A 22,548-nucleotide genomic window follows, 5' to 3' on the forward strand; every position below is an offset into this window, starting at 1 on the left:
TTAACGAACCCGACGCAGATAGCCGTCCGCAGCAACGGTGATCAGCAGCTTGTCCTGCATGTGCTGGTCGATCTCGAAATCAGCGTTCTCCTTGAGGTAGGCCCAGACCGCTGTTTTCGGGTTGTCGCCCGGCCCCCATGGACGATCCGGGAAGGCATCGGCCGGCATGTCTTCAACCACGGTGTCCATGACCACGCAGTAGCTGTCCACCGAGACCAGTGGCGCATAGAAACGCAGCTCTTCGAGGACGTGTTCGTGGGTATGGTTGGAATCGAGCACCACGATCACTTTCTTGCCGGCGGCGGCCTGACGCACTTGCTCGACCACGGCCGGATCCAGACTGGAACCTTCGATCATGCTGATGCGCTTGATCATCGGGTGGCTTTCGATGGCTTCGCGGTTGTGCGCACGAATGTCGCGATCGATACCCAGCACTTCGCCGTGGCCCTGCAACTCCAGCAACGAGGCGTAGTAAATGATCGAACCGCCATGGGCAATGCCACACTCGATCACCAGGTCAGGCTTGATGCGCCAGATCAGTTCCTGCATCGCCATCATGTCTTGTGGCAATTGAATGATCGGACGGCCCATCCACGAGAAGTGATAGGTGTACTTGTGTCTGGCCGACTGGTTGTAGAACTCCTGGGCCAGCGCCTTCAGATCCTTGTCCTGGCCCTGGGCATTGACTTCGGCGTGGCACTCCGCCTCGAAAGCTTTGATTACGTTATCGCTCATTGTCCGGTCTCACTGAAAAGTCATTTGATAGTCGCGCTGCCAAAAGGCATTCGCGTCGAGGCGCATCAATGGGTTCGCTGCGCCTCAAGCAACTGTTGCAAACGGTCGACCACCGCCCAGAACGCCATGGGTTCGTGTGTCGGATAGGGGTAATGCCCCAGGTTCAAATCGATCGAAGCACCGCGTTCACGCAGGCGATGCTCGACCAGGGTTCTTACCGAAATCGCTTGGCCGCTGGCGCAATTGATCACGCCATGGAAATCACGTTGGTGCAGGATCGCCGCGAGGTAACCGGCAGCGGTCTGGATCGGCAAAAAGTCACGCAACTGTTCGCCCGCCGACATGTTGAATGACGCGTCGCCGCTATCGATCGCCCGATCCAGCGCTGCCAGCAGACTGCCGGGGTTCTGCCCTTCGCCATGCAAATAGAACAGGCGCGCCCACTGCAAAGTGAACGGATGTTCTTGCGCAAGGTTCTGCAAAAACAGGTGCAAGGTGTGCTTGGCCAACCCGTAAGGATTGCTCGGCCGCGGCTCGACGCTTTCGCTGAGCGGGCCGCTTTGCATGCCGTACTCGAAGCAGGTGCCGGTCACCAGGACTTGCGGCACACCCGCCTCGACTGCGCCTTTGATAAAGCGGTAGTCGGCCATCAGGTTGTGCTCGAAATGGAACAGCGCCCGGTAATTCGGCAACCCCGGCCAGGCCAGGTGCGCGAGGACGTCGATGCCGTCGGTGAGCGCCGCAATGTCCAGATCCGCCGCGTGAATATCCGCCGCGACGAATTCGACGTGGTTGATCCACGGCATGCTCGCGGCAGTATCTGTACTGCGCGCCACCGCACGCACCGCGCAGCCGCGCCCGAGCAACGCCGCGACCAGATGCCGGCCGACGAAGCCCGTGGCCCCGGTGACCAGGACTTTCACAGGACTTTCATCTCAGGCACGGCGATCACGAAGCGCCCGTCCCACTGGCGCACCTGCGCCAGTTGCTGACTGACTTCGTGCAGCAGATTCCACGGCAGCACCAGCACGTAATCCGGTTTTTCGATATCGATCTGCGCCGGCGCGACAATCGGGATACGACTGCCCGGCAGGTACTTGCCCTGCTTGTGCGGGTTGGCATCGGCCACCCACGCCAGCAGATCCGGTTTGACCCCGGCGTAGTTGAGCAAGGTGTTGCCCTTGGCCGCCGCGCCGTAACCGACCACACGCTTGCCGTCGGCCTTGGCCTGCAACAGGAAACGCAGCAGTTCATGTTTGATGCGTTCGGCAGCCGGCGCGAGGGTCGCGTAGTACTCAGGGGTTTTCACCCCGGCATCCAGTTCGGCCTGCAGTTGTTGCTGCACCGCCGGCTGCACCGCACGACGCTCACCGTCCTGGCGCTGCACAAACACCCGCAGCGAACCGCCATGGGTCGGCAGTTGGCTGACGTCGAACACTTCCAGACCATTGCGTTCGCACAAAGTCTGCACCGCGGTCAGCGACAGATAGGAATAGTGCTCGTGGTACAGCGTGTCGAACTGCGCACCGGCCATCAGCGTCAGCAGTTGCGGGAATTCGAACGTAGCGACGCCGGTCGGCTTGAGCAGCGTGGCGAAACCACCGAGGAAATCATTGATGTCCGGCACATGCGCGAGCACGTTGTTGGCGGCCATCAGGTCGGCGCCCCAGCCTTCGCTGTGCAGCTGCGCAGCGCTGTCGCGACCGAAGAACACTTCACGAATCTGCAGGCCCTTTTCCCGCGCCGCTTGCGCGGTGCTGCGGGTCGGCTCGACACCCAGACACGGAATGCCGCGAGCAGCGACGTACTGCAGCAGGTAGCCATCGTTGGCGGCCACTTCGACCACACGGCTGTCGGCATTCAGCGCAAAGCGCTCGACCATCTCGGCGACATAACGCTCGGCATGGGCCAGCCAGGTGCTGGAGAACGAACTGAAGTAGGCGTATTCGGCGTCGAACAGGCTGTCGGCACGGGTGTAATCCTCGGTCTGCACCAGCCAGCATTGCTGGCACACGGCAACCTTGAGCGGCACCCATTGCTCGGCCTGTTCCAGGCGCTCGACGTGTACGTAGGCGTTGGACGGTGGCGAGGTGCCGAGGTCGATCAGCGGCAGGCTCAGCGGTGCGGCGCACCCACGGCAGTTCATAGACGCACTCCAGCAAAGTGTTGATCGAGCGCGGGATGGCTGGAATCACGCGCTGACAAATTATTGACAGCCAACGGCCAGGCAATCGCCAGCCGTGGATCGTTCACCGACAGCCCGCCCTCATGCTCCGGCGCGTAATCGGCGCTGTGCAGGTAAAGCAGTTCGGCGTCGTCGGTGAGGGTCTGGAAGCCGTGGGCGAAGCCGGCGGGAATCAACAGGCTGCGACCGTCGCCGGCCTTGAGATGCTCGGCGTGCCAGTGCAGGAAGGTCTCGGAATCCGGACGCAGATCCACCGCCACGTCCCACACTTCACCGCGCAGACAGGTGATCAGCTTGGCTTCCGGCGCATTGGCATTCTGATAATGCAGACCGCGCACGCTACCCTTCTCGCGGGTGCAGGAATGGTTGATCTGGCGGATGTGAAATTCGCTGCCGAACGCGCTCAGGCTACCTTCGCAGAACAGCCGGGCGAAATGCCCGCGCTGATCTTCGAAGCGTTTGTGCTGGACACCGAACAGCCCGGCCAGCGGCAACGGTTTCAAGGAAAACTCGCTCACAGCGCGCCTCGGTACAGGTTCAGTTGGCCGAGAGTGACGTTGCGCATGTCATCGCCGTTCTGCCACGCCAGATGCCAGTCGAGGGTCTGGGTCAGGCATTGCTGCAAGGTCCAGCGTGGCTGCCAGCCGAGTGTTTGACGGGCGCGGCTACTGTCGAGGCGCAACAGACCCGCCTCGTGCAGCTCGCTTTTTTCGATGCGCAGACCGCGTGCCTGTGGCCAGCGAGTGGCGAGCAGTTCGACCACTTCGCCGACGCTGCACATGTCCGCCTCGCCCGGGCCGAAGTTCCACGCCCCGGCGTATTCCGGGCCTTGTTCGTAGAGGCCGGCAGCCAGTTGCAGGTAACCGGCCAGCGGTTCCAGCGCGTGCTGCCACGGGCGCACGGCTTGCGGGTAACGCAGGGTCACCGGCTCGTCTGCAGTCCAGGCCTTGAGCACGTCGGGAATCAGTCGCTCCGGGGCGAAGTCGCCGCCACCGAGCACGTTGCCGGCGCGCGCGGTGGCCAGGGCCAGGCCGTGCTCGGCGTACTTGTCCGCCGGGAAGAACGACGCCGCATAAGACTGCGCCAACAGTTCACAGCAGGCCTTGCTGCTGCTGTAAGGATCGTGCCCGCCAAGCGCTTCGTCTTCGCGGTACGGCCATAGCCATTCCTTGTTGGCGTAGACCTTGTCGGTTGTTACCAGCACACAGGCGCGCACGCAACCGACCTGACGGATCGCTTCGAGCAGGTTCAGCGTGCCCATGACGTTGCTGGAGTAAGTGCCCAGCGGATCGCGATAGCCTTCACGCACCAGCGGCTGCGCGGCCAGGTGCAGGACGATTTCCGGCTCGGTGTCGGCAATGATCTCCAGCAACGCGCCGAGATCGCGCAGATCGCCACGCTGGTCGTTGATCCCTTCGTGAACCCGCGCCAGTTCATACAGGCTCGGTTCAGTTGCAGGGTCCAGCGAGAAGCCGCTGACTTGCGCGCCGAGGCTTTGCAGCCACAGGGTCAGCCAACTGCCTTTGAAACCGGTGTGACCGGTGACCAGTACACGCTTGCCGCGCCAGAAATCCGCACTCAGGCCCATTGCTTCCATGGGGCCTCCCCGCTCTGCCACAGCGCTTCGAGGTGGTTCTTGTCGCGCAGGGTGTCCATTGGTTGCCAGAAGCCGTCGTGCTCGAACGCCTTGAGCTGTTCATCCTGGGCCAGGCGCGCCAATGGTTCAGCCTCCCAGGTGGTTTCATCACCGGCGATGTACGGCAACACTTTTGGCGACAGCACGAAGAAGCCGCCATTGATCCAGCCACCATCACCACGGGGTTTTTCGGTGAAGCCGAGAACCTGATCGCCCTGGCGTTCCAGGGCGCCATAGCGACCCGGTGGTTGCACCGCCGTCACGGTCGCCAGACGGCCATGGGCCTTGTGGTAGTCGACCAATTGGCGAATGTTCAAATCGGAAACGCCGTCGCCGTAAGTGAAGCAGAACGCCTCTTCATCCTTCAGATAACGGCCGGCACGCAACAGACGGCCACCGGTCATGGTTTCCTCGCCGGTGTCGATCAGGGTGACACTCCATGGCTCGCTGTAATTCTGATGCACGTCCATGCGGTTCTCGCGCATGTTGAACGTGACGTCGGAGGTGTGCAGGAAGTAATTGGCGAAGAAGTCCTTGATCGCATAGCCCTTGTAGCCCAGGCAAATCACGAAGTCGTGGATTCCGTGGGCGGAATACTGCTTCATGATGTGCCAGAGAATTGGCTTGCCGCCGATCTCGATCATCGGCTTGGGCTTGAGGTGCGACTCTTCACTGATGCGCGTGCCGAGGCCACCCGCCAAAATTACTGCCTTCATCGTCTCCCCTCTTGTTCTTCACCGGGCTGCGCATGGCTTTCTTGAGCGATGCGGGCCTTCTGGCTAAACCTTTTGCCGCTTGCGACGCCGCTGCGATGACCGCGAGCGCTCGTTTTATGGCGATTTGAGGGGGACTTGCAGGAAACGCGCCAGCTCGGTGCGCAGTGTGTGGCAGGACCTGCGGCCATGAAAAAAGGGATGAATCCGTCACCAGACTCAAAAACCCCGTGACCGCTTAAGCCGTCGGCAAAAAAATGTATCAGGATTGATGCAATTACGAGTTTCACAGGCAAAAAAAACAGGCGACTGCAAAGTCGCCCGTTCTTTCAAGAAGGCCTGCGCGAATCAATCAATCCGCCAGCCAGCCATTCTCCCAGTAACGCAGGTTATCGCCTCGCAGCACGTAATCGCGCAGCACCACCTCGCGCAACTCGTCACCCATGCGGTAGCTGGCATCCGGGTCAGCCAGGTGCATGCGGATTGCCTGCAGCCATTCATCCGTGGTGTTGGTCTTGACCCGCGTGCACGGCAGGTAGCCGCGATAGGCCTCGGTGTCGGTGCAGATCACCGGGTAACCGCAAGCCCCGTACTCCAGCAGACGCAGGTTGCTCTTGCAGTCGTTGAAGATGTGGAACTCCAGCGGCGCCAGGGCCAGATCGAGATTGAGGCTGGCCAGTTTCGCCGGGTACGCATCAAGGGGAATCACCCCGTGGAACTCATGCATGTAGGGGCGCAGGTCATCCGGGCACATGCCGAAAAATACCCAGTCGACTTCATCGGCCAGTTCGCGCACGACATCGGCGATCACTGCCAGGTCACCATGGTGACTGGTGCCGCCACCCCAGCCGACTCGCGGTTTTTTCGAAGTGCGGCGCTGGCTGCGCAGGTTGCACCAGAACTCTTTCGCCAACATGTTCGGTACAACGCGAATGTCGTGATGCATGTCCGACAATGCGTTGGCCAATGGCTGAGTCGAGACCACGACACGGTCGCACATGCCGATCGCCCGCCGAACAATGCGCTCCATCTCATACTTGTCCGGCATGTTACGGATATGCGCATTGCGATGCGGAACATCGATGACGTAATCGTCCAGTTCGTAGATGCGCCGCGCATTGAAGTAGTTGCACAGCACCGGCATTTCGTTGACCGGCGCCTCCGTGTAACGCCCTTGCAGAACGATTACATCAGGCGACATACGCTCGATTTCAACGATCGGCGGCAGGTTCACGCTATAGCGAATCTGCCCTTGCACCCGACCTGTCGCTTCGAGTTCGATCAACGGCTGTGTGATGCGATAGTGACCGATTGCGGAGGCGTTGATCGGCAACCCGAGAATCTTCGGCAGAGTGCTAGTGCTGAAAGGACTCCAGCCGGTGCGCAAGCCCGGTTCGAGCGTGAAGCTTGAGCCCGTGTGCTTGTGCAAAGACAGATTGGGATTGTAGGCAGGGTCACGGGCAACAACCGGCAGCCAGCGCTTGAAGAACGCTTCTTCTTGCTGATTGTGCGAAACCCCTTCTTCATCGTTGACCGCATCGACTGGCTGCGCACCCAGCGCCAGCGCCGCATAGGGCGTCCACACCACCAGATAACCCTGCCGGGCTACGCGCAGCGCCAGATCCACTTCATACAGCATGCGCGGCAGGCTCTGCTCATCCAGGCCGCCCACGGCTTCGAACACCGACTTGCGCACCATCAGGCAATCGGCGCCCACGGCGCTCAGATCCTGAACCACCTGCAAACGGAACATGTAGCCGGAGGATTGCATCGACTGGCCATAGAACGGCAAGCCGGCCGGCCCCTGCAAACCGAGCACCAGACCTGCATGCAAAACATAGCCATCAGGATTGAAAAGCTTGGCACCGACGATGCCGACTTCCGGGCGCTGAGCGTGATTGAGCAGTTCGTCGAGCCATTCAGCCTGAGTGATCACCGTATAAGGATTGAGCAGCAGGACGTATTCGCCCCTTGCCTGACTCACGGCAAAGTTGCGCAATGCGGCGACATTGCCCTGCTGCGGGTAGCTCAGCACGCGTACACGCTCGCTGCCCAATTGCGCCATGCCATCCAGCCAGGCACGGGCCTCGGCGGTCTGACTGCCATTGTCGACCAGCAGCAGCTCATATTCGCTGTAAGCGGTTTTTTCCAGCAGGCTCTCGACACAGCGTTGCAGCGCCGCAATCTGGTCGCGCGTCGAAATGATGATCGAGACCAACGGCCGATGCGCATGCCGATAATCGACTCGATTGAGCAGTTCGACACTGCCTCGGCGCAGGTCGTGGGAGATACCCAGACGGTCAAGATGGGCCGACAGCAATCGTGAATTGTTTTGCGTCACGGCCGGCAGCGACAGCCACTGGGTCAGGTCGAATGTCGACTCGATGGCAATCTCGGCCAGATGTCCGACCGCCTGGGTCCCGTGGTCTTCAACCATGCGCCAGAGCATGTCGTGAGGCGCAAGCTCAGTGAAGGTCGAATCGAAACCGCCGAGCGCCAGAAAAACCTCACGCCGGAACGCCAGCGCGCGGCCGACATAAGGGTAGCTGCGCATCAGATCCAGGTTGAAGTCGGGCTTGAATGCCGGCTCCACCGATTCCCCTGCACGCAAGCTGCCTTCATCGCTGTACAGACAATGCAGGGCGCTGTTGAAGGCAATGCGCTCGGCCATCATCAGCAGGGCCGGGGGCACCAGACGATCACCGGCGCGCAGCAGATAAAACCAGTCAGCACCTTCGAGCTGCGGCAGCAGCTGATTGATCTGTTGCAGGTAATCGTCCTGCAACGGCAAATGGAACACCCGCCCGTCCAGTACCGGTTCGGAACAATCGGTGGACAGTACCAGCGTCAACTCGGGTGGATAGACCTGCGCGGCGAGACTCTCCAGGGTTCGTTCCAGCGCCGCCGGACTGCCCTGCTCATCCACCACGACTGGCACGATTCGCGGCGTGGACGGCCAGCTCGCCAGCGTGTCCGGCAGCAATCTGCTCTGCACGTCACTGAGCCTGCGGCACTCCAGCCATTGCGCATAGAGTTCGGCAAAACTCTGGCTGTCCGCGCCGACCTGCCAGATCTGCGCACTTTGTTTGGTACCCAGCGTGCGGCTCAGCGGCAGCTCCACCCAGACCCGGGGCGACTCATCTGCCTTGGGCATAGGCACATAACGCACCCACCCCTTCGCGGGCGCCGATTCTCCACTGCGCGCCTTGAGCATTTGCAGCAGCCATTGCTGCTCGACGGCCAAAGCATCCTTCATCACTTGCTGGCCACTCAGGCGATCCGGGTACAGGCGTTCGATACTCAAGACATGATTGGAGATCACCGCGTTGCCGCGTCGCAGCAAACACACGAACAACGCGAAATCGAGGCTCGCCACGAAACAGTGGTCCGGCTGCGTCAGCGCCGGCAGCAATTCGACAACGTCGGCGCGACGAAACAGGGCATTACTGAAACCACCGAGAAGGTTCGACGGGAACGTCTCGAAGAGCGCCAGCAGGTCATCCCCCTTGAACAACCCACTGACCGGTGACAGTGGCGTATTTTCCAGGCGTGAAGGCAGCACCATGTCGTCGGCGTCCCAGAACAGACGCTGGGCCAGCACCAGATTGACTTCGTCACGATTGGCCAACACATCAGCCTGACGCTCGATACAGCTGGCGAACAGCTGATCGTCATCACACAAAAACTTGATGAATTCGCCCTGGGCCAGATCCAGGCAGGCTTGCAGATTGCCGACCATGCCCAAGGTGCGCGGGTTACGCACGTAATGCACGGCAACCCCGCTCTGCTCGGTTATCGCCGCGACGATGGCTTCGATTTCAGGACCACGACTGTCATCGCACACGATGATTTCGAGATGGCCATAACCCTGGCTGACGGCACTGCGCAATGCGCGCTCGAAGAAGCGCGGATTGAAGGCAGGAATGACAAGGCTGACGAGAGGAAGTGGATTCACGGCGGGCTCGCAGGCGGTACGAGCCCGCTCGGTAAAGCGAGCCCATGAAACCGCTAAAAACATAAACTGAGGAACTGGGCAAACGGGCGCTCGCGCGCCCCGTTAGCGTCAGATCTTGTTGAACAGCCCCAACTGACTGATCTTGCTGAAGGCCAACTGCGAGGCTTGCAGCATGGTCTGCTGCAAGGTCAGGCGGGTCATCACCTCGGCCGGATCCGAGTCACGGATCGAACCCTGGGTCATGGTGTTGGCCTGAATCAGACTCTGGTTAGTCGTGTCCTGGTCGTCGAGCGACTGTCCACGAGCACCGATCGAGGTCACGGCAGCGCCAATCTGGTTGGAGGCGCTATCGAGGTTGCCCAACGCCGACTCCATGGCCCCCTGGAATTGCTGCTTGACCACCGGATCACCATCGATCGGCAGGTTCAGCGCCGTGACCATCTGGCCCAGGGTGTCGAGCACGTTCTGGGTCTGGTGGTTGTTGGACTGGATCGAGAACTGATCGCCCGCGCCCGGCGTACCGCCGATGGCGAAAGTCACACCGGCAGCCGTGGCGTTGCCACCGACCATGGTGCCCGAGGACACCGGTTTGCTGTCAGCGGTCACGGGTGCCGCGTACAGATCGAAGTCGGTGGCGCTGGTGAACTTCAGCACCGCACCGCCGCCCGACGGGAAAGCCCCACTGTAGGCCGCCTGGTCGGTCACGCTGGCGCCGGTGATCACTGCGGTCGACGGATTGCCGGGGCTGCGCGCGGTGGTGAATGAGTCAGGCGTGGCCGACAGCTGGAAGCTGTGACCGGCGATGACCGCGTCCGGATTGGTGTCACCGGCCTTGAGGTTGATGTTCAACTTCAAGTCGACGCCGCGGAAGCTGACGGCCTGGTTGGTGCCGTTGCTGTTGCTGATCACGCCGTTCTGGCTGGCTTCGGACGTCACGTCGTTGCCCAAGGCATCGGTGATCTTCAACTGGGTGCTGCTGACAAAGCTGACAGTGTACGGCTGTCCGCCGGAGAATTTGGCGTTGTACGTCGCCGCAGTGCCGACCGTACCGTTGGACAGCACCACACGACCGTCATCCACCGCCGGAGCGGTCATGGTGGTCTGGGTGCGGCTGGTGTTGATGGTCTGCTGGAACGCGTCCCAACCGGTAGTGTTGGTCGCGACCGACATACCGTCACCAATGCCCAGATTGATCTGGGTCTGGTCACCGTTGTAGGTGTAGGTGCCGTCGACGTTCTGCGAGTACGGCGCGGTATCGGTCTTGGAACCGGAGAACAGATAGTTGCCGTTGGCGTCCTTGGAGTTCATCAGGCCCAGCACCTGTTGCTGGATCTGGCCCAGTTCCGCCGCGTACGCCTTGCGGTCAGCATCGGTGGCGATGCCGTTGTTGGCGGCCAGGCCGATTTCCTTGGCGCGCTGCAAAGCTGTAGTGATGGAGTTCAGAGTGGACTCCTGCACGGTCAGCGCGCTCTTGGTGGTGTCGATATTGCCCTGATACTGGTCGAGCATCGCACTTTGCTGACCCAGCTTGAGCAGACGACCGGCGCCGATCGGATCGTCGGCAGCGGTGTTGATGCGCTGCAGACTGCTCGCTTCGTTGGCGGTCTCGACCGTCTTGCTGTAGTTGCGCTGATATTGAGCAGCTTGCGTCGCGTAATACTGGGCGGTGGAAATGCGCATGAATTACGACTCCTTAAAGACTGTTGATCAGCGTGGCGAAGGTTTCCTGCGCAGCTTTGATGATCTGCGAAGACGCTGTGTAGTACTGCTGATACTTGACCAGGTTGCCGGTCTCTTCATCGAGGTTGACCTGGGACAGCGAATCACGCGCGCCCTTGGCCTGATCCAGAATCACCGAGGTGGCGGCGTTGTCGGATTTGCTCTGCGCCGCTTTAGTACCGACATTGGTCACCAGCTTGTTGTAGGCGTCGGTCAGGCTGATGCCTTTGCTGCCGCTGCCGGTGTCCACGGTCTGCTTGGTCTGCAGGCCAACCAGTGCCTGTGCGTTGCGGTTGTCCGAAGAGGCCGCGCCGGTCAGGTTGATGGTGAAGGTTTCGCCGGACTTCGGCGTCGCGCCCACGGTGGTCTGTACGGTGAAGGTCTTCTGCACGTTCGGCGTGACAGTGGTGTCCATTACCGGCGCACCGGTGGAGTCGACCATACCGACCTTGAGGTTCAAGGTGTTGGCCTGCCCCGGCACGATGGTGCCCGAACCGATGGTGTTGCCCTTGGCGTCGACCATGTTGTACGACTGACTGCCGCTGGCGACCGCACCGAACACCAGCTTGACCGGCGTCGAATATTTGAGCGCATTCTGCAACTCGGTCTGCGACGCCGGGTTGTAGATGTTGATCGAATCGGTCAGCGTCGGCTGGGTGTAGGTGCCGGAATTGTTGGCACTGGCCACGCCGGTCAACGGTGCCGCCGCAGCGATTTTCTTCGGATCGGTCAGTACCGTCTGAATAGTGCTCGCCGCGTTACGCGTCGGCGTCACCTTGAAGGTGTCGCCAGCGCTCAGGGCGCCGCCGTTGAGGGCCAGGGTGAAGCCGTCGATCACCGGCGGTGGTGTGGTCGTGGTGCTGAACGACCCCATGTCGGTGCCATCGGAGCGCTTGACCGAATAGTTGGTGGCGCTGGTGAAGGTCACCTGATAATCGCTGGTGGTCAGCTTGCCGGTGTCCTTGATGGTGACATCGAGGTTGCCCGAGCCGGCACTATTGGTCGACTGCGCAATACTGCGCTGACTGACCAGCGCGGCACTGTTGATGTTGTTGAAGATTGCCGCGCCGAAGTCACCGTTCTTGTCGATGCCCTGGGCTTGCTGGCTGTTGACCTGATCGGCCACCACCAGTGCAACACGCCCCAACTCATTGAGCGCCGGGTCGAGCACTTCTTTGCGATAAGTCAGCAGGCCACCGATTTCGCCACCGCTCATGGCCGACGTAATGTCGATCACGCTTGAGCCGCGGTCCAGCTGAATGGCCATCCGCGTCGGATCGTCCTTGCTCGGCACGGTGCTCAGGGTGTTGGTGGTGTTGCCGATCACCAGCGGCTGGCCGGTGCCGATATACACGTCAAAACTGGTGCCACGTTCGACGACCTGCGCCCCAGTCAGCTCGGAGAGCTGGCGCACGGCTTCGTTACGGCTGTCGAGCAGATCGTTCGGCTGGCCGCCGCTGGTGGAAATCTCGCCGATCTTCTGATTGAGATTGGCAATCGAAGTGGCCAGTTTGTTGACCTGAGAGGTCATGTCGCCCAGGTTGCCGTTGATCGTGGTGTTCTGATCGTTCAGCTGTTTGGCCAGCGCATTGAAACGGCTGGTCAGCGCCTGCGCACCGGTCAGCACCGACTGACGGGAAGTGTCGTCGGTGGCCGAGGTCGCTACGCCCTGCATCGAGGTGAAGAACTTCTGCAGCACACCGGTCAGGCCGGTGTTGGTATCGGACATCGAGGCATCCAGCGCAGTGGCCTGGGCACCGTACGCAGCCGCTTCGCTGTTGAGCGAGGTGGCGGTATGCAGCTGGTTTTCAAGGTAAGAGTTGTAGACCCGGCGCACATCGGCCAGGGTCGTCCCCGTACCGATGAAGACGTTGCCGAACTGCTGCGAGGACTTGGTGCCCTGCACGGTTTGCTGACGTGAATAACCGGCGGTGTCGACGTTGGCAATGTTGTTACCTGTGGTCGCGAGAGAGGAAGAACTCGCGGACAACCCCGACATCCCGATATTGAGCAAACTCATGATTCAAACCTTACCGTGTGTTTATAGAGGCGTCGTTGAAACGCCGGCCGCAGCGTAGTTTTCGAAACTGTTCATCTGCTTGGCTATCTGCGAAATCTTCGTCGCGTAGTTCGGGTCGGTCGCGTAACCGGCCTTTTGCAACTCGCGTACAAACTGTTCTGGGTTATCGGCCGACTTCACGACATCTTGATAGCGATTGTTGGTCTGCAGCAAAGTCACCAGATCGTGGAAACTGTCTTTGTACGAGGCATAGGAACGGAACTGCGCCGTCTCCTTGACCATCTGCCCGTTGCGGAACTCGCTGGTGATCGCCCGGGCCGAATCGCCGGTCCAGTTGCTGCTGGCCTTGATGCCGAACAGGTTGTGACTGCTGCTGCCATCCTGGGCGCGCATGACCGATTTGCCCCAGCCGGTTTCCAGTGCGGCTTGTGCCACCAGATAACGCGGATCGACGCCAATACGCGCGGCGGCTTCTTTGGCCATCGGCAGCATGGTGTTGACGAATTCATCGGCGGAGCCGAACGCGCGCTTGGCCGGCGCCAGCGGAATCTGCGCCATCGCCCGACCGTAAATCTGCATTTGCCCGCCGGACGCCTTGGCGTCTTCGGCACGGGTCAGCCAGTCGCCGTTGTACAGCGGGCCGGCGCCGGTGGCGGCCGTGGTCGCGGCACGTTGCGGCAAGGCATTGGCCACAGTCGGCGTGGCGGAAGGCACCAGACCGGCGAGCAAACGATCAGCCAGCTTCGGTGGCAATGCCAGACGACGCTTGTTGATCATTTCCATGTCGTTGGTGTGCACGGCTTCGGTATTGGCGACACGCCCGGAACGCGACGCCCACAACGGGCGCTCGCCATTGAGCCGTGACAGCGGGCCGATCCCCGTGGTGCCGGCGGCAATCGGCGTCTGCACCGCAGCGGCTTTCGCCGCCTCTTGCTTGGCGGCGGATGCGGCCGCCGCCTCACCCGGTGCCAGCGGTTTGTTCCTCGACATCTGCTTCATCAGCACGTCGGCCAGACCGATACCACCGCCCTCGCGGGACAGCGACACCGCCAGTTGCTGGTCGTACATCTCCTGATATTGCTTGGCCGCCGGCGTGTTCATCGGGTTGTCTTTACCCAACGCCTCGGTGGCCGAACGCATCGACTTGAGCATTTCGCCAAGAAACAGCGATTCGAATTCCTGCGCCACCTTGCGCATGTTCGCATCGCTGTTCTTGTCGCCGACCTTGAGCTGGTTCAGACGATTGAGATCGGAGTACGAACCCGAATCGCCAGTGCCCACCAGACTGCCTTTGCGCATATCCATGGTCGCCGCCCTCAGATCACGATCAGGTCGGCTTGCAACGCGCCGGCCTGCTTCAGTGCTTCGAGAATGGCCATCAGGTCACCCGGTGCCGCGCCGACCTGGTTCACCGCCCGCACGATTTCGTCGAGGGTGGTACCCGGGCCGAACTTGAACATCGGCTTGGCTTCCTGCTGGGCGTTGACCCGCGAGCGTGGCACCACGGCGGTCTGGCCGTTGGACAACGGGCCCGGCTGGCTGACGATCGGGTCTTCGGTGATGGTCACAGTCAGGCTGCCGTGAGTCACGGCGGCCGGCGAAACTTTCACGTTCTGGCCGATGACGATGGTGCCGGTACGCGAGTTGATGATGACTTTCGCCACCGCCTGACCCGGGTCGACTTCAAGGTTTTCGAGGATCGACAGATAGTCGACGCGCTGGCTCGGATCGAGCGGCGCCGTCACACGAATCGAGCCGCCGTCGATGGCTTGCGCCACGCCAGGGCCGAGCATGTCGTTGATCTTGTCGACGATGCGTTTGGCGGTGGTGAAGTCGGAACGGTTGAGGTTCAGCGTCAGGCTGTTGCCCTGATTGAAACCGCTCGGTACCGAACGCTCAACCGACGCACCACCGGGGATACGACCGGCCGACGGAACGTTGACGGTGATTTTCGAACCGTCACGACCTTCGGCATCGAAACCGCCGACCACCAGGTTGCCCTGAGCGATGGCGTAGACGTTGCCGTCGATACCCTTGAGCGGGGTCAGCAACAGGGTGCCGCCGCGCAGGCTCTTGGAGTTACCGATGGAAGACACGGTAATGTCGACCTGCTGACCCGGTTTGGCGAACGCCGGCAGATCGGCACTCACCGATACCGCCGCGACGTTTTTCAACTGCACGTTGCCCGATCCCGGCGGCACCTTGATGCCGAACTGCGAGAGCATGTTGTTGAAGGTCTGCAGGGTGAACGGGGTTTGCGTCGTCTGGTCGCCGGTGCCGTTAAGCCCGACCACCAGGCCGTAACCGATCAACTGGTTGGAACGCACGCCGGAAATGCTGGCGATATCTTTCAACCGCTCGGCGTGAGCACCAAAGGCAGCGGACATCATGGCCGCCGCCAGCATGAAGCTTTTCAGATTCAACGTAGCCACCTAGAAAGGGAACAGCGGGCTGAGGAAGAAACGGTCGAACCAGCCTGGCTGACTCGTATCGGCGAACGCGCCGGTACCCGAGTAGGTGATGCGTGCATCGGCAACACGCGTCGACGACACGGTGTTATCGGTGGCGATGTCATCGGCACGAACCATGCCGGCAATGCGCACCAGTTCGTCACCGGTGTTGAGGGTCAGCCACTTCTCGCCACGCACAGCGATGATGCCGTTGGGCAGCACGTCTGCGACGGTCACGGTGATCGAACCGGTCAGGCTGTTGCTCTGCCCGGACTTGGCGTCACCCTTGGTCGAGCGGTCGGCGCTATAGCCGGCGTTCAGACTCAGGTCGTTGCCCCCGATCGGGTTGTTGGTGGTCAGGCTGGAGCCGAACAACGAAGTCAGACCGATCGAGTTGTCGCTGTTCTTGTCCATTTGCGAGTTGGCGTTCTTGCTCGCCTGGGTGCGCTCATTCAGGGTGATGGTGATGATGTCACCCACCCGAAACGCCTTGCGGTCGCTGTACAGGTTCTGTTCGAAACCGGCCTGATAGATCGAGCCGTTATTGGCGGCTGCCGGCAACGGCGTGCGCGGCAACACCGGAGCGTAATAAGGGTCATTGGGCTTGGGTGTCGGGGCGACACAGCCCGCGAGCGAGACGACCCCACCCAATGCCAGAACAGATACGAAGCGTTTCATGACCCTACCTCACGGTGTTGCTGGCGGCCTCAAGACCGCCCCATAGACTTGATTACAGATTCTGCGTTACGAACGAGAGCATCTGGTCGGCGGTGGAGATCACCTTGGAGTTCATCTCGTAGGCGCGCTGAGTGGTGATCATGTTGACCATCTCTTCAACGGTGCTGACGTTGGAACCTTCCAGGGTGTTCTGCAGCGTGGTACCGAAACCGTTCAGGCCCGGGGTGCCGATTTGCGGCGCGCCGGAAGCAGCGGTTTCCAGGAACAGGTTGTTGCCCACCGCCTGCAGACCGGCCGGGTTGATGAAGTCGGCGGTTTGCAGGTTGCCGATCACCTGAGCAGCCGGGTTGCCAGGCACGGTGATCGACACGGTGCCGTCGGTGCCGACGGTGAAGCTCTGCGCGTTGTTCGGGATGACGATGGCCGGTTCCAGGGCGAAACCGCTGGCGTTGACGATCTGGCCGTTGGAGTCGAGGTGGAAAGTACCGTCACGGGTGTAGGACGTGGTGCCGTCCGGCTGCAGGATCTGGAAGAAACCGCGACCGTCGATGGCCATGTCCAGCGGCTGTTCGGTGGTTTGCAGACTGCCGGCGGTGAAGTTTTTCTGGGTGCCGACGATGCGCACACCGGTACCCAGTTGCAGACCCGACGGCAGTTCGCTGTCCTGGGTCGACTGGGCGCCTGGCTGACGCTTGATCTGATACAGCAGGTCCTGGAACTCGGCACGGTCACGCTTGAAACCCGTGGTCGAGACGTTCGCCAGGTTGTTGGAAATGGTGGTCAGGTTGGTGTCCTGGGCGGACAGACCGGTTTTGGCAACCCATAGAGCCGGAAGCATTCGATTCTCCTCGTGCGCCTGTTTTACGGCGCGACGTTCTGATAATTAGCTGATCTGCAAGACCCGAGCCATGGCCTGGTCGTCGTCTTTGGCGGTGTTCATCATCTTGACGTGCAACTCGAACTGCTTGGCCAGGGCCAGCACCGAGGTCATTTCTTCCACGGCGTTGACGTTGCTCGACTCAAGAAAACCCGACACCAGTTTGACGTTGGCATCGGCCGGCGCCGGCTGGCCGTCCTTGGTGTAGATCGAGCCGTCGAGACCTTTGTTGAGGTTCTTGATGTCCGGGTTGACCAGTTTGATCCGGTCCACTTCCGCCATGACGCGCGGGCCTTCGCCCATCGCACGAATACTGATAGTGCCGTCTTCACCGACTTCGACCTGCTGCTCCGGCGGCACGGCGATCGGACCGCCATTGCCGAGTACCGGCATGCCGTTGCCGGCGCGCAATACGCCGAGGGCGTCGATGTTGAGGCTGCCGGTGCGCACGTAGCTTTCGCCACCGTTAGGGTTCTGCACGGCAATAAAACCGTTGCCGGTCACGGCCACGTCGAGGTCACGCCCGGTCTGCACCAGCGAACCGGCGGTGAAGTCGGTGGCGGGCCGTTCGCTCATGGCAAACGCACGCGCCGGAAAGCTGTCACCGAACACCGGCATCGAACGCGCCTGCTCCAGGTCGCGCTGAAAACCATTGGTGGAGATGTTCGCCAGGTTGTTGGCATGGGCCTTTTGCGCCAGTGCGTTCTGACTGGCGCCGGTCATTGCCACATAAAGGTACTTGTCCACACTCTTTCCTCTGCATGCCGGACGTTTGCCGCCCACCGCTGTACTGCTGAGCCATAAGCAATTTGCAGACCAACTTTTTTCTGGCGGCTTGCGGCCCGGTAAACAAAGGACTTGAGGGGTTTTGCGGGGAAATTTGAAATGTATCGAAGTCGAAAAACCGGCGGTGTTATGCCGCTAGGCGGCAAAGGATCAAAAGATCGCAGCCTTCGGCAGCTCCTACATTGAAAATGTCTGCCCGTGTAGGAGCTGCGGCACGCTGCGATCTTTTGATCTCAAGCTTCAGGGTCTTTACCGACTTCGTATTCGCGGAGCTTATTAGCGATGGTGGTATGCGAAACCCCCAACCGCTTACCCAGTTGCCGACTGCTCGGGTGTTCGGAATACAGGCGCTCCAGCACCGCTTTCTCGAAGCGTCCAACGATCTCGTCCAGCCCCCCCTCCAGCGAGAAATCGCCAAGCGGCTGACGCACGCCGTAGTCCGGCAAACGAATGTGCTCGACCTTGACCGTGCCGCCCTCGCACAGCGAAACCGCCTGGAACAGCACGTTCTCCAGCTGCCGCACGTTGCCCGGCCAGTGATAATGACTGAGGCGATCCATCGCCGCCGGCGCCAGCTTCGGCAGCGAGCAACCGATCTGGCGACTGGCCTGATCGAGGAAATGTTCCACCAGCGGAGTCAAGCCGTCGAGGCATTCGCGCAGCGGCGGGATGTGCAGCGACAGCACGTTCAAGCGGTGATACAGATCCTGACGAAACTCGCCGCGCGCGCACAATTCGGACAAGTCGACCTGGGTCGCGCAGATCACCCGCACATCCAGATACACCTCTTCATCGCTGCCGACCCGGCGGAAGCAGCCGTCCTGCAGAAAGCGCAGCAACTTCACCTGCAAGCGCGGGCTCATTTCACCGACGCCATCAAGGAACAGCGTGCCGCCCGCCGTCAGCTCCAGCAGACCGAGCTTGCCTTCGGCCCGCGCGCCTTCGAACGCGCCGGGGCCGTAGCCGAACAGTTCGGTCTCGGCCATCGACTCTGGCAGCCCTGCGCAGTTGAGCGCCATCAGCGGCGACTGCCCGCGCGGACTGGCGAGGTGACAGGCACGGGCGAGCAATTCTTTGCCAGTGCCGGTTTCGCCTTCGATCAATAGCGGCGCATCCAGCGGCGCCATGCGCCGGGCTTCACGCACGACAGCGGCCATCACTTTCGAGCTCTGGAAGATGCTGTCGAACCCACGCAGCTCCTGCTTGCGCACGTTATAGATGCGCTCACCAACGCGGTCGGCGCGGTGCAAGGTCAGTACCGCACCGGCCATGGCTTCGCTGTCGTCGTGCTCCGATTGCAGCGGCGCGATGTCGGCGAGAAAGATGTCGCCCTTGACCTTGACGCGCATGCCGTTGATTCGCGATTTGTTGGCGCGCACCAGTTCCGGCAGGTCGAAATCCTCGGCGTAGCGCGACAGTGGAATCCCCGGCACTTCATCCACCCGCACCCCGAGCAACTGCGCCGCCGCGCGGTTGGCAGCGACGATCGAGCCGCCCATGTCGATCGACAGCACCGGGAACTCCAGCGCACCGAGCAACGCGTTCAATTCCATGTGCCGACGCTCGCTGGGCATGAGCCCGACGCGTTTGACCCCAAACACCCCGGCAATCGCCTCGAACTTCGGCCGCAACGCCTGGAACTGAATGTTGATCAGGTTCGGGCAGTGCAGGTAGATCGCATTGCCGTGCTCACCGCCAACCTCGCCGCGCGCAACGTTGATGCCGTACTCCACCAACAAGTTGAGGATGTCGCGCAGGATGCCGATGCGATTCTGGCAGTGGACTTTGATACGCATATAAATGACCCGACAAACCAGTAATAACGTTGAACACAGAACCTGTGGGAGCGAGCCTGCTCGCGAAGGCGGCTGCACACTCAGCATTGAAGTGTCAGATAGACCGCATTCGCGAGCAGGCTCGCTCCCACAGAGGGGGGTTAGCGCCTGACTTTTCTGTGATGGCGCGCAGATAGTTGTCAAGATTATGTGACAGCCACGCCCCTTTTCAAACCTGCAAATCACCGCAAATGCGAGATACCGGCCAAAGCGTAACGATTTATTTACGAAATACGCCGATTATTCCTGCAAGGACCGCGTTCAACCTGCTGCACCCCACCCCACTCTCGGGTAATCCTGACCCCATCGCTGGACATAACAAGAACGAATTCCCCTAGCAGGAGAGCAGTATGAAGCAGACGCAATACGTGGCTCGCGAGCCCGATGCGCAAGGGTTTATCGACTACCCCGCCGAAGAACACGCGGTGTGGAACACGCTGATCACCCGCCAGTTGAAAGTGATCGAGGGTCGTGCGTGCCAGGAATACCTGGACGGTATCGAAAAACTCGGTCTGCCCCACGACCGCATTCCGCAGCTGGGCGAGATCAACAAGGTGCTCGGTGAGACCACCGGTTGGCAGGTTGCCCGCGTCCCGGCACTGATCCCCTTCCAGACCTTCTTCGAATTGCTCGCCAGCAAACAGTTTCCGGTGGCCACGTTCATTCGTACCCGTGAAGAACTGGACTACCTGCAAGAGCCGGACATCTTCCACGAGATCTTCGGTCACTGCCCGCTGCTGACCAACCCATGGTTCGCCGAATTCACCCATACCTACGGCAAACTCGGCCTGCAGGCCTCCAAGGAAGAACGCGTGTACCTGGCGCGCCTGTACTGGATGACCATCGAGTTCGGCCTGGTCGACACGCCGCAAGGCAAGCGCATCTACGGCGGCGGCATCCTGTCCTCGCCAAAGGAAACCGTTTACTCCCTCTCGGACGAACCCGAGCATCAGGCCTTTGATCCGCTGGAAGCCATGCGCACACCGTATCGCATCGACATCCTGCAGCCGCTGTACTTTGTCCTGCCGAACCTCAAGCGCCTGTTCGACGTCGCCCATGAAGACATCATGGCCATGGTTCGCCAAGGCATGCAGCTGGGGTTGCACGCACCAAAGTTTCCGCCAAAACCAAAAGCCGCGTGATCCGCGACTTTTGCTGACAATTGAGTCTGTCAGTCGCCGCCACTTTGGTTTAGCGTGACGGCATTGACGGGCCGATAGTTTCTATAAAAAAAACACACTCGATTTCAGGAACCACACCATGTCCACTTTGAACCAAGCCCACTGCGAAGCCTGCCGTGCCGATGCGCCACAAGTCAGCGACGAAGAACTGCCGATCCTGATCAAGCAGATCCCTGACTGGAACATCGAAGTACGCGACAGCATCATGCAGTTGGAGAAAGTCTTCCTGTTCAAGAACTTCAAGCATGCGCTGGCCTTCACCAACGCGGTCGGCGAGATCTCCGAGGCCGAAGGTCACCACCCGGGCCTGCTGACCGAGTGGGGCAAAGTGACCGTGACCTGGTGGAGCCACTCGATCAAAGGCCTGCACCGCAACGACTTCATCATGGCCGCGCGCACTGACGAAGTGGCCAAGACCGCAGAAGGACGCAAGTAATGCACTTTGACGCCATCGGCCGGGTACCCGGCGACCCGATCCTCGGTTTGATGGAGGCCTATGCGCAGGACACTAACCCGCGCAAGTTCGACCTCGGCGTTGGCGTCTACAAGGATGCCCAGGGCCTGACGCCGATCCCCGAAGCGGTGAAAATCGCCGAGGCGCGACTGGTCGAAAGCCAGGACACCAAGACCTACATCGGCGGGCACGGCAATCCGCTGTTCGGCAAAGTCATCAATGAACTGGTGCTTGGCGCCCACTCCAGGCTGATCGCCGAACAGCGCGCCGGCGCCACCCAGACCCCGGGCGGTACCGGCGCGCTGCGTCTGGCGGCCGACTTCATCGCCCAGTGCCTGCCGGGCAAGGGCGTGTGGCTGAGCAACCCGACCTGGCCGATCCACGAAACGATTTTCGCCTCGGCCGGGGTCAAGGTCAGTCACTACCCGTACGTGGGCAGCGACAACCGCCTCGACGTCGATGCAATGCTCGCCGTGCTCAACGAAGTGCCGAAGGGCGACGTGGTGCTGCTGCATGCCTGCTGCCACAACCCGACCGGTTTCGACCTGAGTCACGACGACTGGCAGCGTGTGCTCGACGTCGTGCGCCGCCGTGACCTGCTGCCGCTGATCGACTTTGCCTACCAGGGCTTCGGCGACGGCCTGGAGCAGGACGCATGGTCGACCCGACTGTTCGCCGCAGAAGTACCCGAGCTACTGATTACCAGTTCCTGCTCGAAGAACTTCGGCCTGTATCGCGAACGCACCGGTGCGCTGATCGTCTGCGCGAAAACCGCTGACAAGTTGATCGACATCCGCAGCCAACTGGCGCACATCGCCCGCAACCTGTGGTCGACGCCACCGGATCACGGCGCGGCCGTGGTTGCGACCATCCTCGCCGACCCGGAGCTGAAAGCCCGCTGGGCCGACGAGGTGGAAGCCATGCGCTTGCGTATCGCCCAGTTGCGCAGCGGTCTGGTCGAAGCACTGGAGCCGCACGGTTTGCGTGAGCGTTTTGCGCACATTGGCGTGCAACGCGGGATGTTCTCTTACACCGGGCTGTCTCCGGAGCAGGTCAAACAACTGCGTGAGCAGCACAGCGTATACATGGTCAGCTCGGGCCGGGCCAACGTCGCCGGGATCGACGCCACGCGCCTGGCGCTGCTGGCCGAGGCCATCGCCGACGTCTGCAAGTAACACCGCCACCGCAATTGATCGCTCCCGATCGACTCCGCAATACCCTGTAGGAGCTGCCGCAGGCTGCGATCTTTTGATCTTTGTTTTCAAAATCAAAGTCAAAAGATCGCAGCCTGCGGCAGCTCCTACCGTTGTTTCGCGGCGACTCT

At 61.0% G+C, this 22,548-nt stretch carries 18 protein-coding genes; 3 read left to right on the top strand and 15 right to left on the bottom strand.

The window, feature by feature from the left end; translation table 11 throughout:
* The 15 genes from BW33_RS16165 to BW33_RS16235 all read right to left on the bottom strand — a co-directional run bounded on the left by BW33_RS16165 (nucleotide 1) and on the right by BW33_RS16235 (nucleotide 19,550).
* On the bottom strand, nucleotides 1-735 hold the full coding sequence (locus BW33_RS16165; RefSeq protein WP_047599999.1) for a cephalosporin hydroxylase family protein: 735 nt from the start codon (nucleotides 733-735) through the stop codon (nucleotides 1-3).
* 65 nt (nucleotides 736-800) lie between these two features.
* On the bottom strand, nucleotides 801-1,658 hold the full coding sequence (locus BW33_RS16170) for an NAD-dependent epimerase/dehydratase family protein (protein WP_047600000.1): 858 nt from the start codon (nucleotides 1,656-1,658) through the stop codon (nucleotides 801-803).
* On the bottom strand, nucleotides 1,655-2,881 hold the full coding sequence (locus BW33_RS16175) for a class I SAM-dependent methyltransferase (protein ID WP_047600001.1): 1,227 nt from the start codon (nucleotides 2,879-2,881) through the stop codon (nucleotides 1,655-1,657). Before BW33_RS16175 ends, BW33_RS16170 begins: the two co-directional genes overlap by 4 nt.
* Nucleotides 2,878-3,438, bottom strand: a complete 561-nt coding sequence (rfbC, locus tag BW33_RS16180; RefSeq protein ID WP_047600002.1) for a dTDP-4-dehydrorhamnose 3,5-epimerase — start codon at nucleotides 3,436-3,438, stop codon at nucleotides 2,878-2,880. Before rfbC ends, BW33_RS16175 begins: the two co-directional genes overlap by 4 nt.
* Nucleotides 3,435-4,517: a CDP-glucose 4,6-dehydratase gene (gene rfbG, locus BW33_RS16185; RefSeq protein WP_047600003.1), complete on the bottom strand. Its 1,083-nt coding sequence runs from the start codon at nucleotides 4,515-4,517 to the stop codon at nucleotides 3,435-3,437. The genes rfbC and rfbG overlap by 4 nt, the downstream gene beginning before the upstream one ends.
* Nucleotides 4,499-5,272, bottom strand: coding sequence for a glucose-1-phosphate cytidylyltransferase (gene rfbF, locus BW33_RS16190; protein WP_034153269.1), 774 nt, complete (start codon nucleotides 5,270-5,272; stop codon nucleotides 4,499-4,501). The genes rfbG and rfbF overlap by 19 nt, the downstream gene beginning before the upstream one ends.
* A gap of 349 nt (nucleotides 5,273-5,621) precedes the next feature.
* Nucleotides 5,622-9,224: a glycosyltransferase gene (locus BW33_RS16195; RefSeq protein ID WP_047600004.1), complete on the bottom strand. Its 3,603-nt coding sequence runs from the start codon at nucleotides 9,222-9,224 to the stop codon at nucleotides 5,622-5,624.
* A gap of 108 nt (nucleotides 9,225-9,332) precedes the next feature.
* Nucleotides 9,333-10,904: a flagellar hook-associated protein 3 gene (locus BW33_RS16200; protein ID WP_047600005.1), complete on the bottom strand. Its 1,572-nt coding sequence runs from the start codon at nucleotides 10,902-10,904 to the stop codon at nucleotides 9,333-9,335.
* Nucleotides 10,905-10,917: 13 nt separating this feature from the next.
* Nucleotides 10,918-12,963 carry a flagellar hook-associated protein FlgK gene (flgK, locus tag BW33_RS16205; protein ID WP_047600006.1) on the bottom strand — a complete coding sequence of 682 codons (2,046 nt, stop codon included), beginning with the start codon at nucleotides 12,961-12,963 and terminating at the stop codon, nucleotides 10,918-10,920.
* Nucleotides 12,964-12,984: 21 nt separating this feature from the next.
* On the bottom strand, nucleotides 12,985-14,268 hold the full coding sequence (flgJ, locus tag BW33_RS16210; RefSeq protein ID WP_047600007.1) for a flagellar assembly peptidoglycan hydrolase FlgJ: 1,284 nt from the start codon (nucleotides 14,266-14,268) through the stop codon (nucleotides 12,985-12,987).
* A gap of 11 nt (nucleotides 14,269-14,279) precedes the next feature.
* On the bottom strand, nucleotides 14,280-15,368 hold the full coding sequence (locus BW33_RS16215; protein WP_150113624.1) for a flagellar basal body P-ring protein FlgI: 1,089 nt from the start codon (nucleotides 15,366-15,368) through the stop codon (nucleotides 14,280-14,282).
* A gap of 27 nt (nucleotides 15,369-15,395) precedes the next feature.
* On the bottom strand, nucleotides 15,396-16,091 hold the full coding sequence (gene flgH / locus BW33_RS16220) for a flagellar basal body L-ring protein FlgH (RefSeq protein WP_047600008.1): 696 nt from the start codon (nucleotides 16,089-16,091) through the stop codon (nucleotides 15,396-15,398).
* A 52-nt stretch (nucleotides 16,092-16,143) separates the two neighbouring features.
* Entirely contained in the window at nucleotides 16,144-16,929 is a 786-nt protein-coding gene (gene flgG / locus BW33_RS16225; protein WP_003222804.1) for a flagellar basal-body rod protein FlgG, read from the bottom strand.
* Nucleotides 16,930-16,974: 45 nt separating this feature from the next.
* Nucleotides 16,975-17,715, bottom strand: a complete 741-nt coding sequence (locus BW33_RS16230; protein ID WP_007965507.1) for a flagellar basal body rod protein FlgF — start codon at nucleotides 17,713-17,715, stop codon at nucleotides 16,975-16,977.
* Nucleotides 17,716-17,987: 272 nt separating this feature from the next.
* Entirely contained in the window at nucleotides 17,988-19,550 is a 1,563-nt protein-coding gene (locus BW33_RS16235) for a sigma-54-dependent phenylalanine hydroxylase transcriptional regulator PhhR (protein WP_047600009.1), read from the bottom strand.
* A 389-nt stretch (nucleotides 19,551-19,939) separates the two neighbouring features.
* On the opposite strand from BW33_RS16235, the gene phhA reads away from it, so the two are divergent.
* The 3 genes from phhA to BW33_RS16250 all read left to right on the top strand — a co-directional run bounded on the left by phhA (nucleotide 19,940) and on the right by BW33_RS16250 (nucleotide 22,399).
* Nucleotides 19,940-20,731 carry a phenylalanine 4-monooxygenase gene (phhA, locus tag BW33_RS16240; RefSeq protein ID WP_047600010.1) on the top strand — a complete coding sequence of 264 codons (792 nt, stop codon included), beginning with the start codon at nucleotides 19,940-19,942 and terminating at the stop codon, nucleotides 20,729-20,731.
* 118 nt (nucleotides 20,732-20,849) lie between these two features.
* Entirely contained in the window at nucleotides 20,850-21,206 is a 357-nt protein-coding gene (locus BW33_RS16245) for a 4a-hydroxytetrahydrobiopterin dehydratase (protein WP_003222798.1), read from the top strand.
* Nucleotides 21,206-22,399: an amino acid aminotransferase gene (locus BW33_RS16250; RefSeq protein ID WP_047600011.1), complete on the top strand. Its 1,194-nt coding sequence runs from the start codon at nucleotides 21,206-21,208 to the stop codon at nucleotides 22,397-22,399. The genes BW33_RS16245 and BW33_RS16250 overlap by 1 nt, the downstream gene beginning before the upstream one ends.
* Nucleotides 22,400-22,548 lie beyond the last annotated feature (149 nt).

The organism is Pseudomonas sp. RIT288, assembly GCF_000631985.1.
GTDB lineage: Bacteria > Pseudomonadota > Gammaproteobacteria > Pseudomonadales > Pseudomonadaceae > Aquipseudomonas.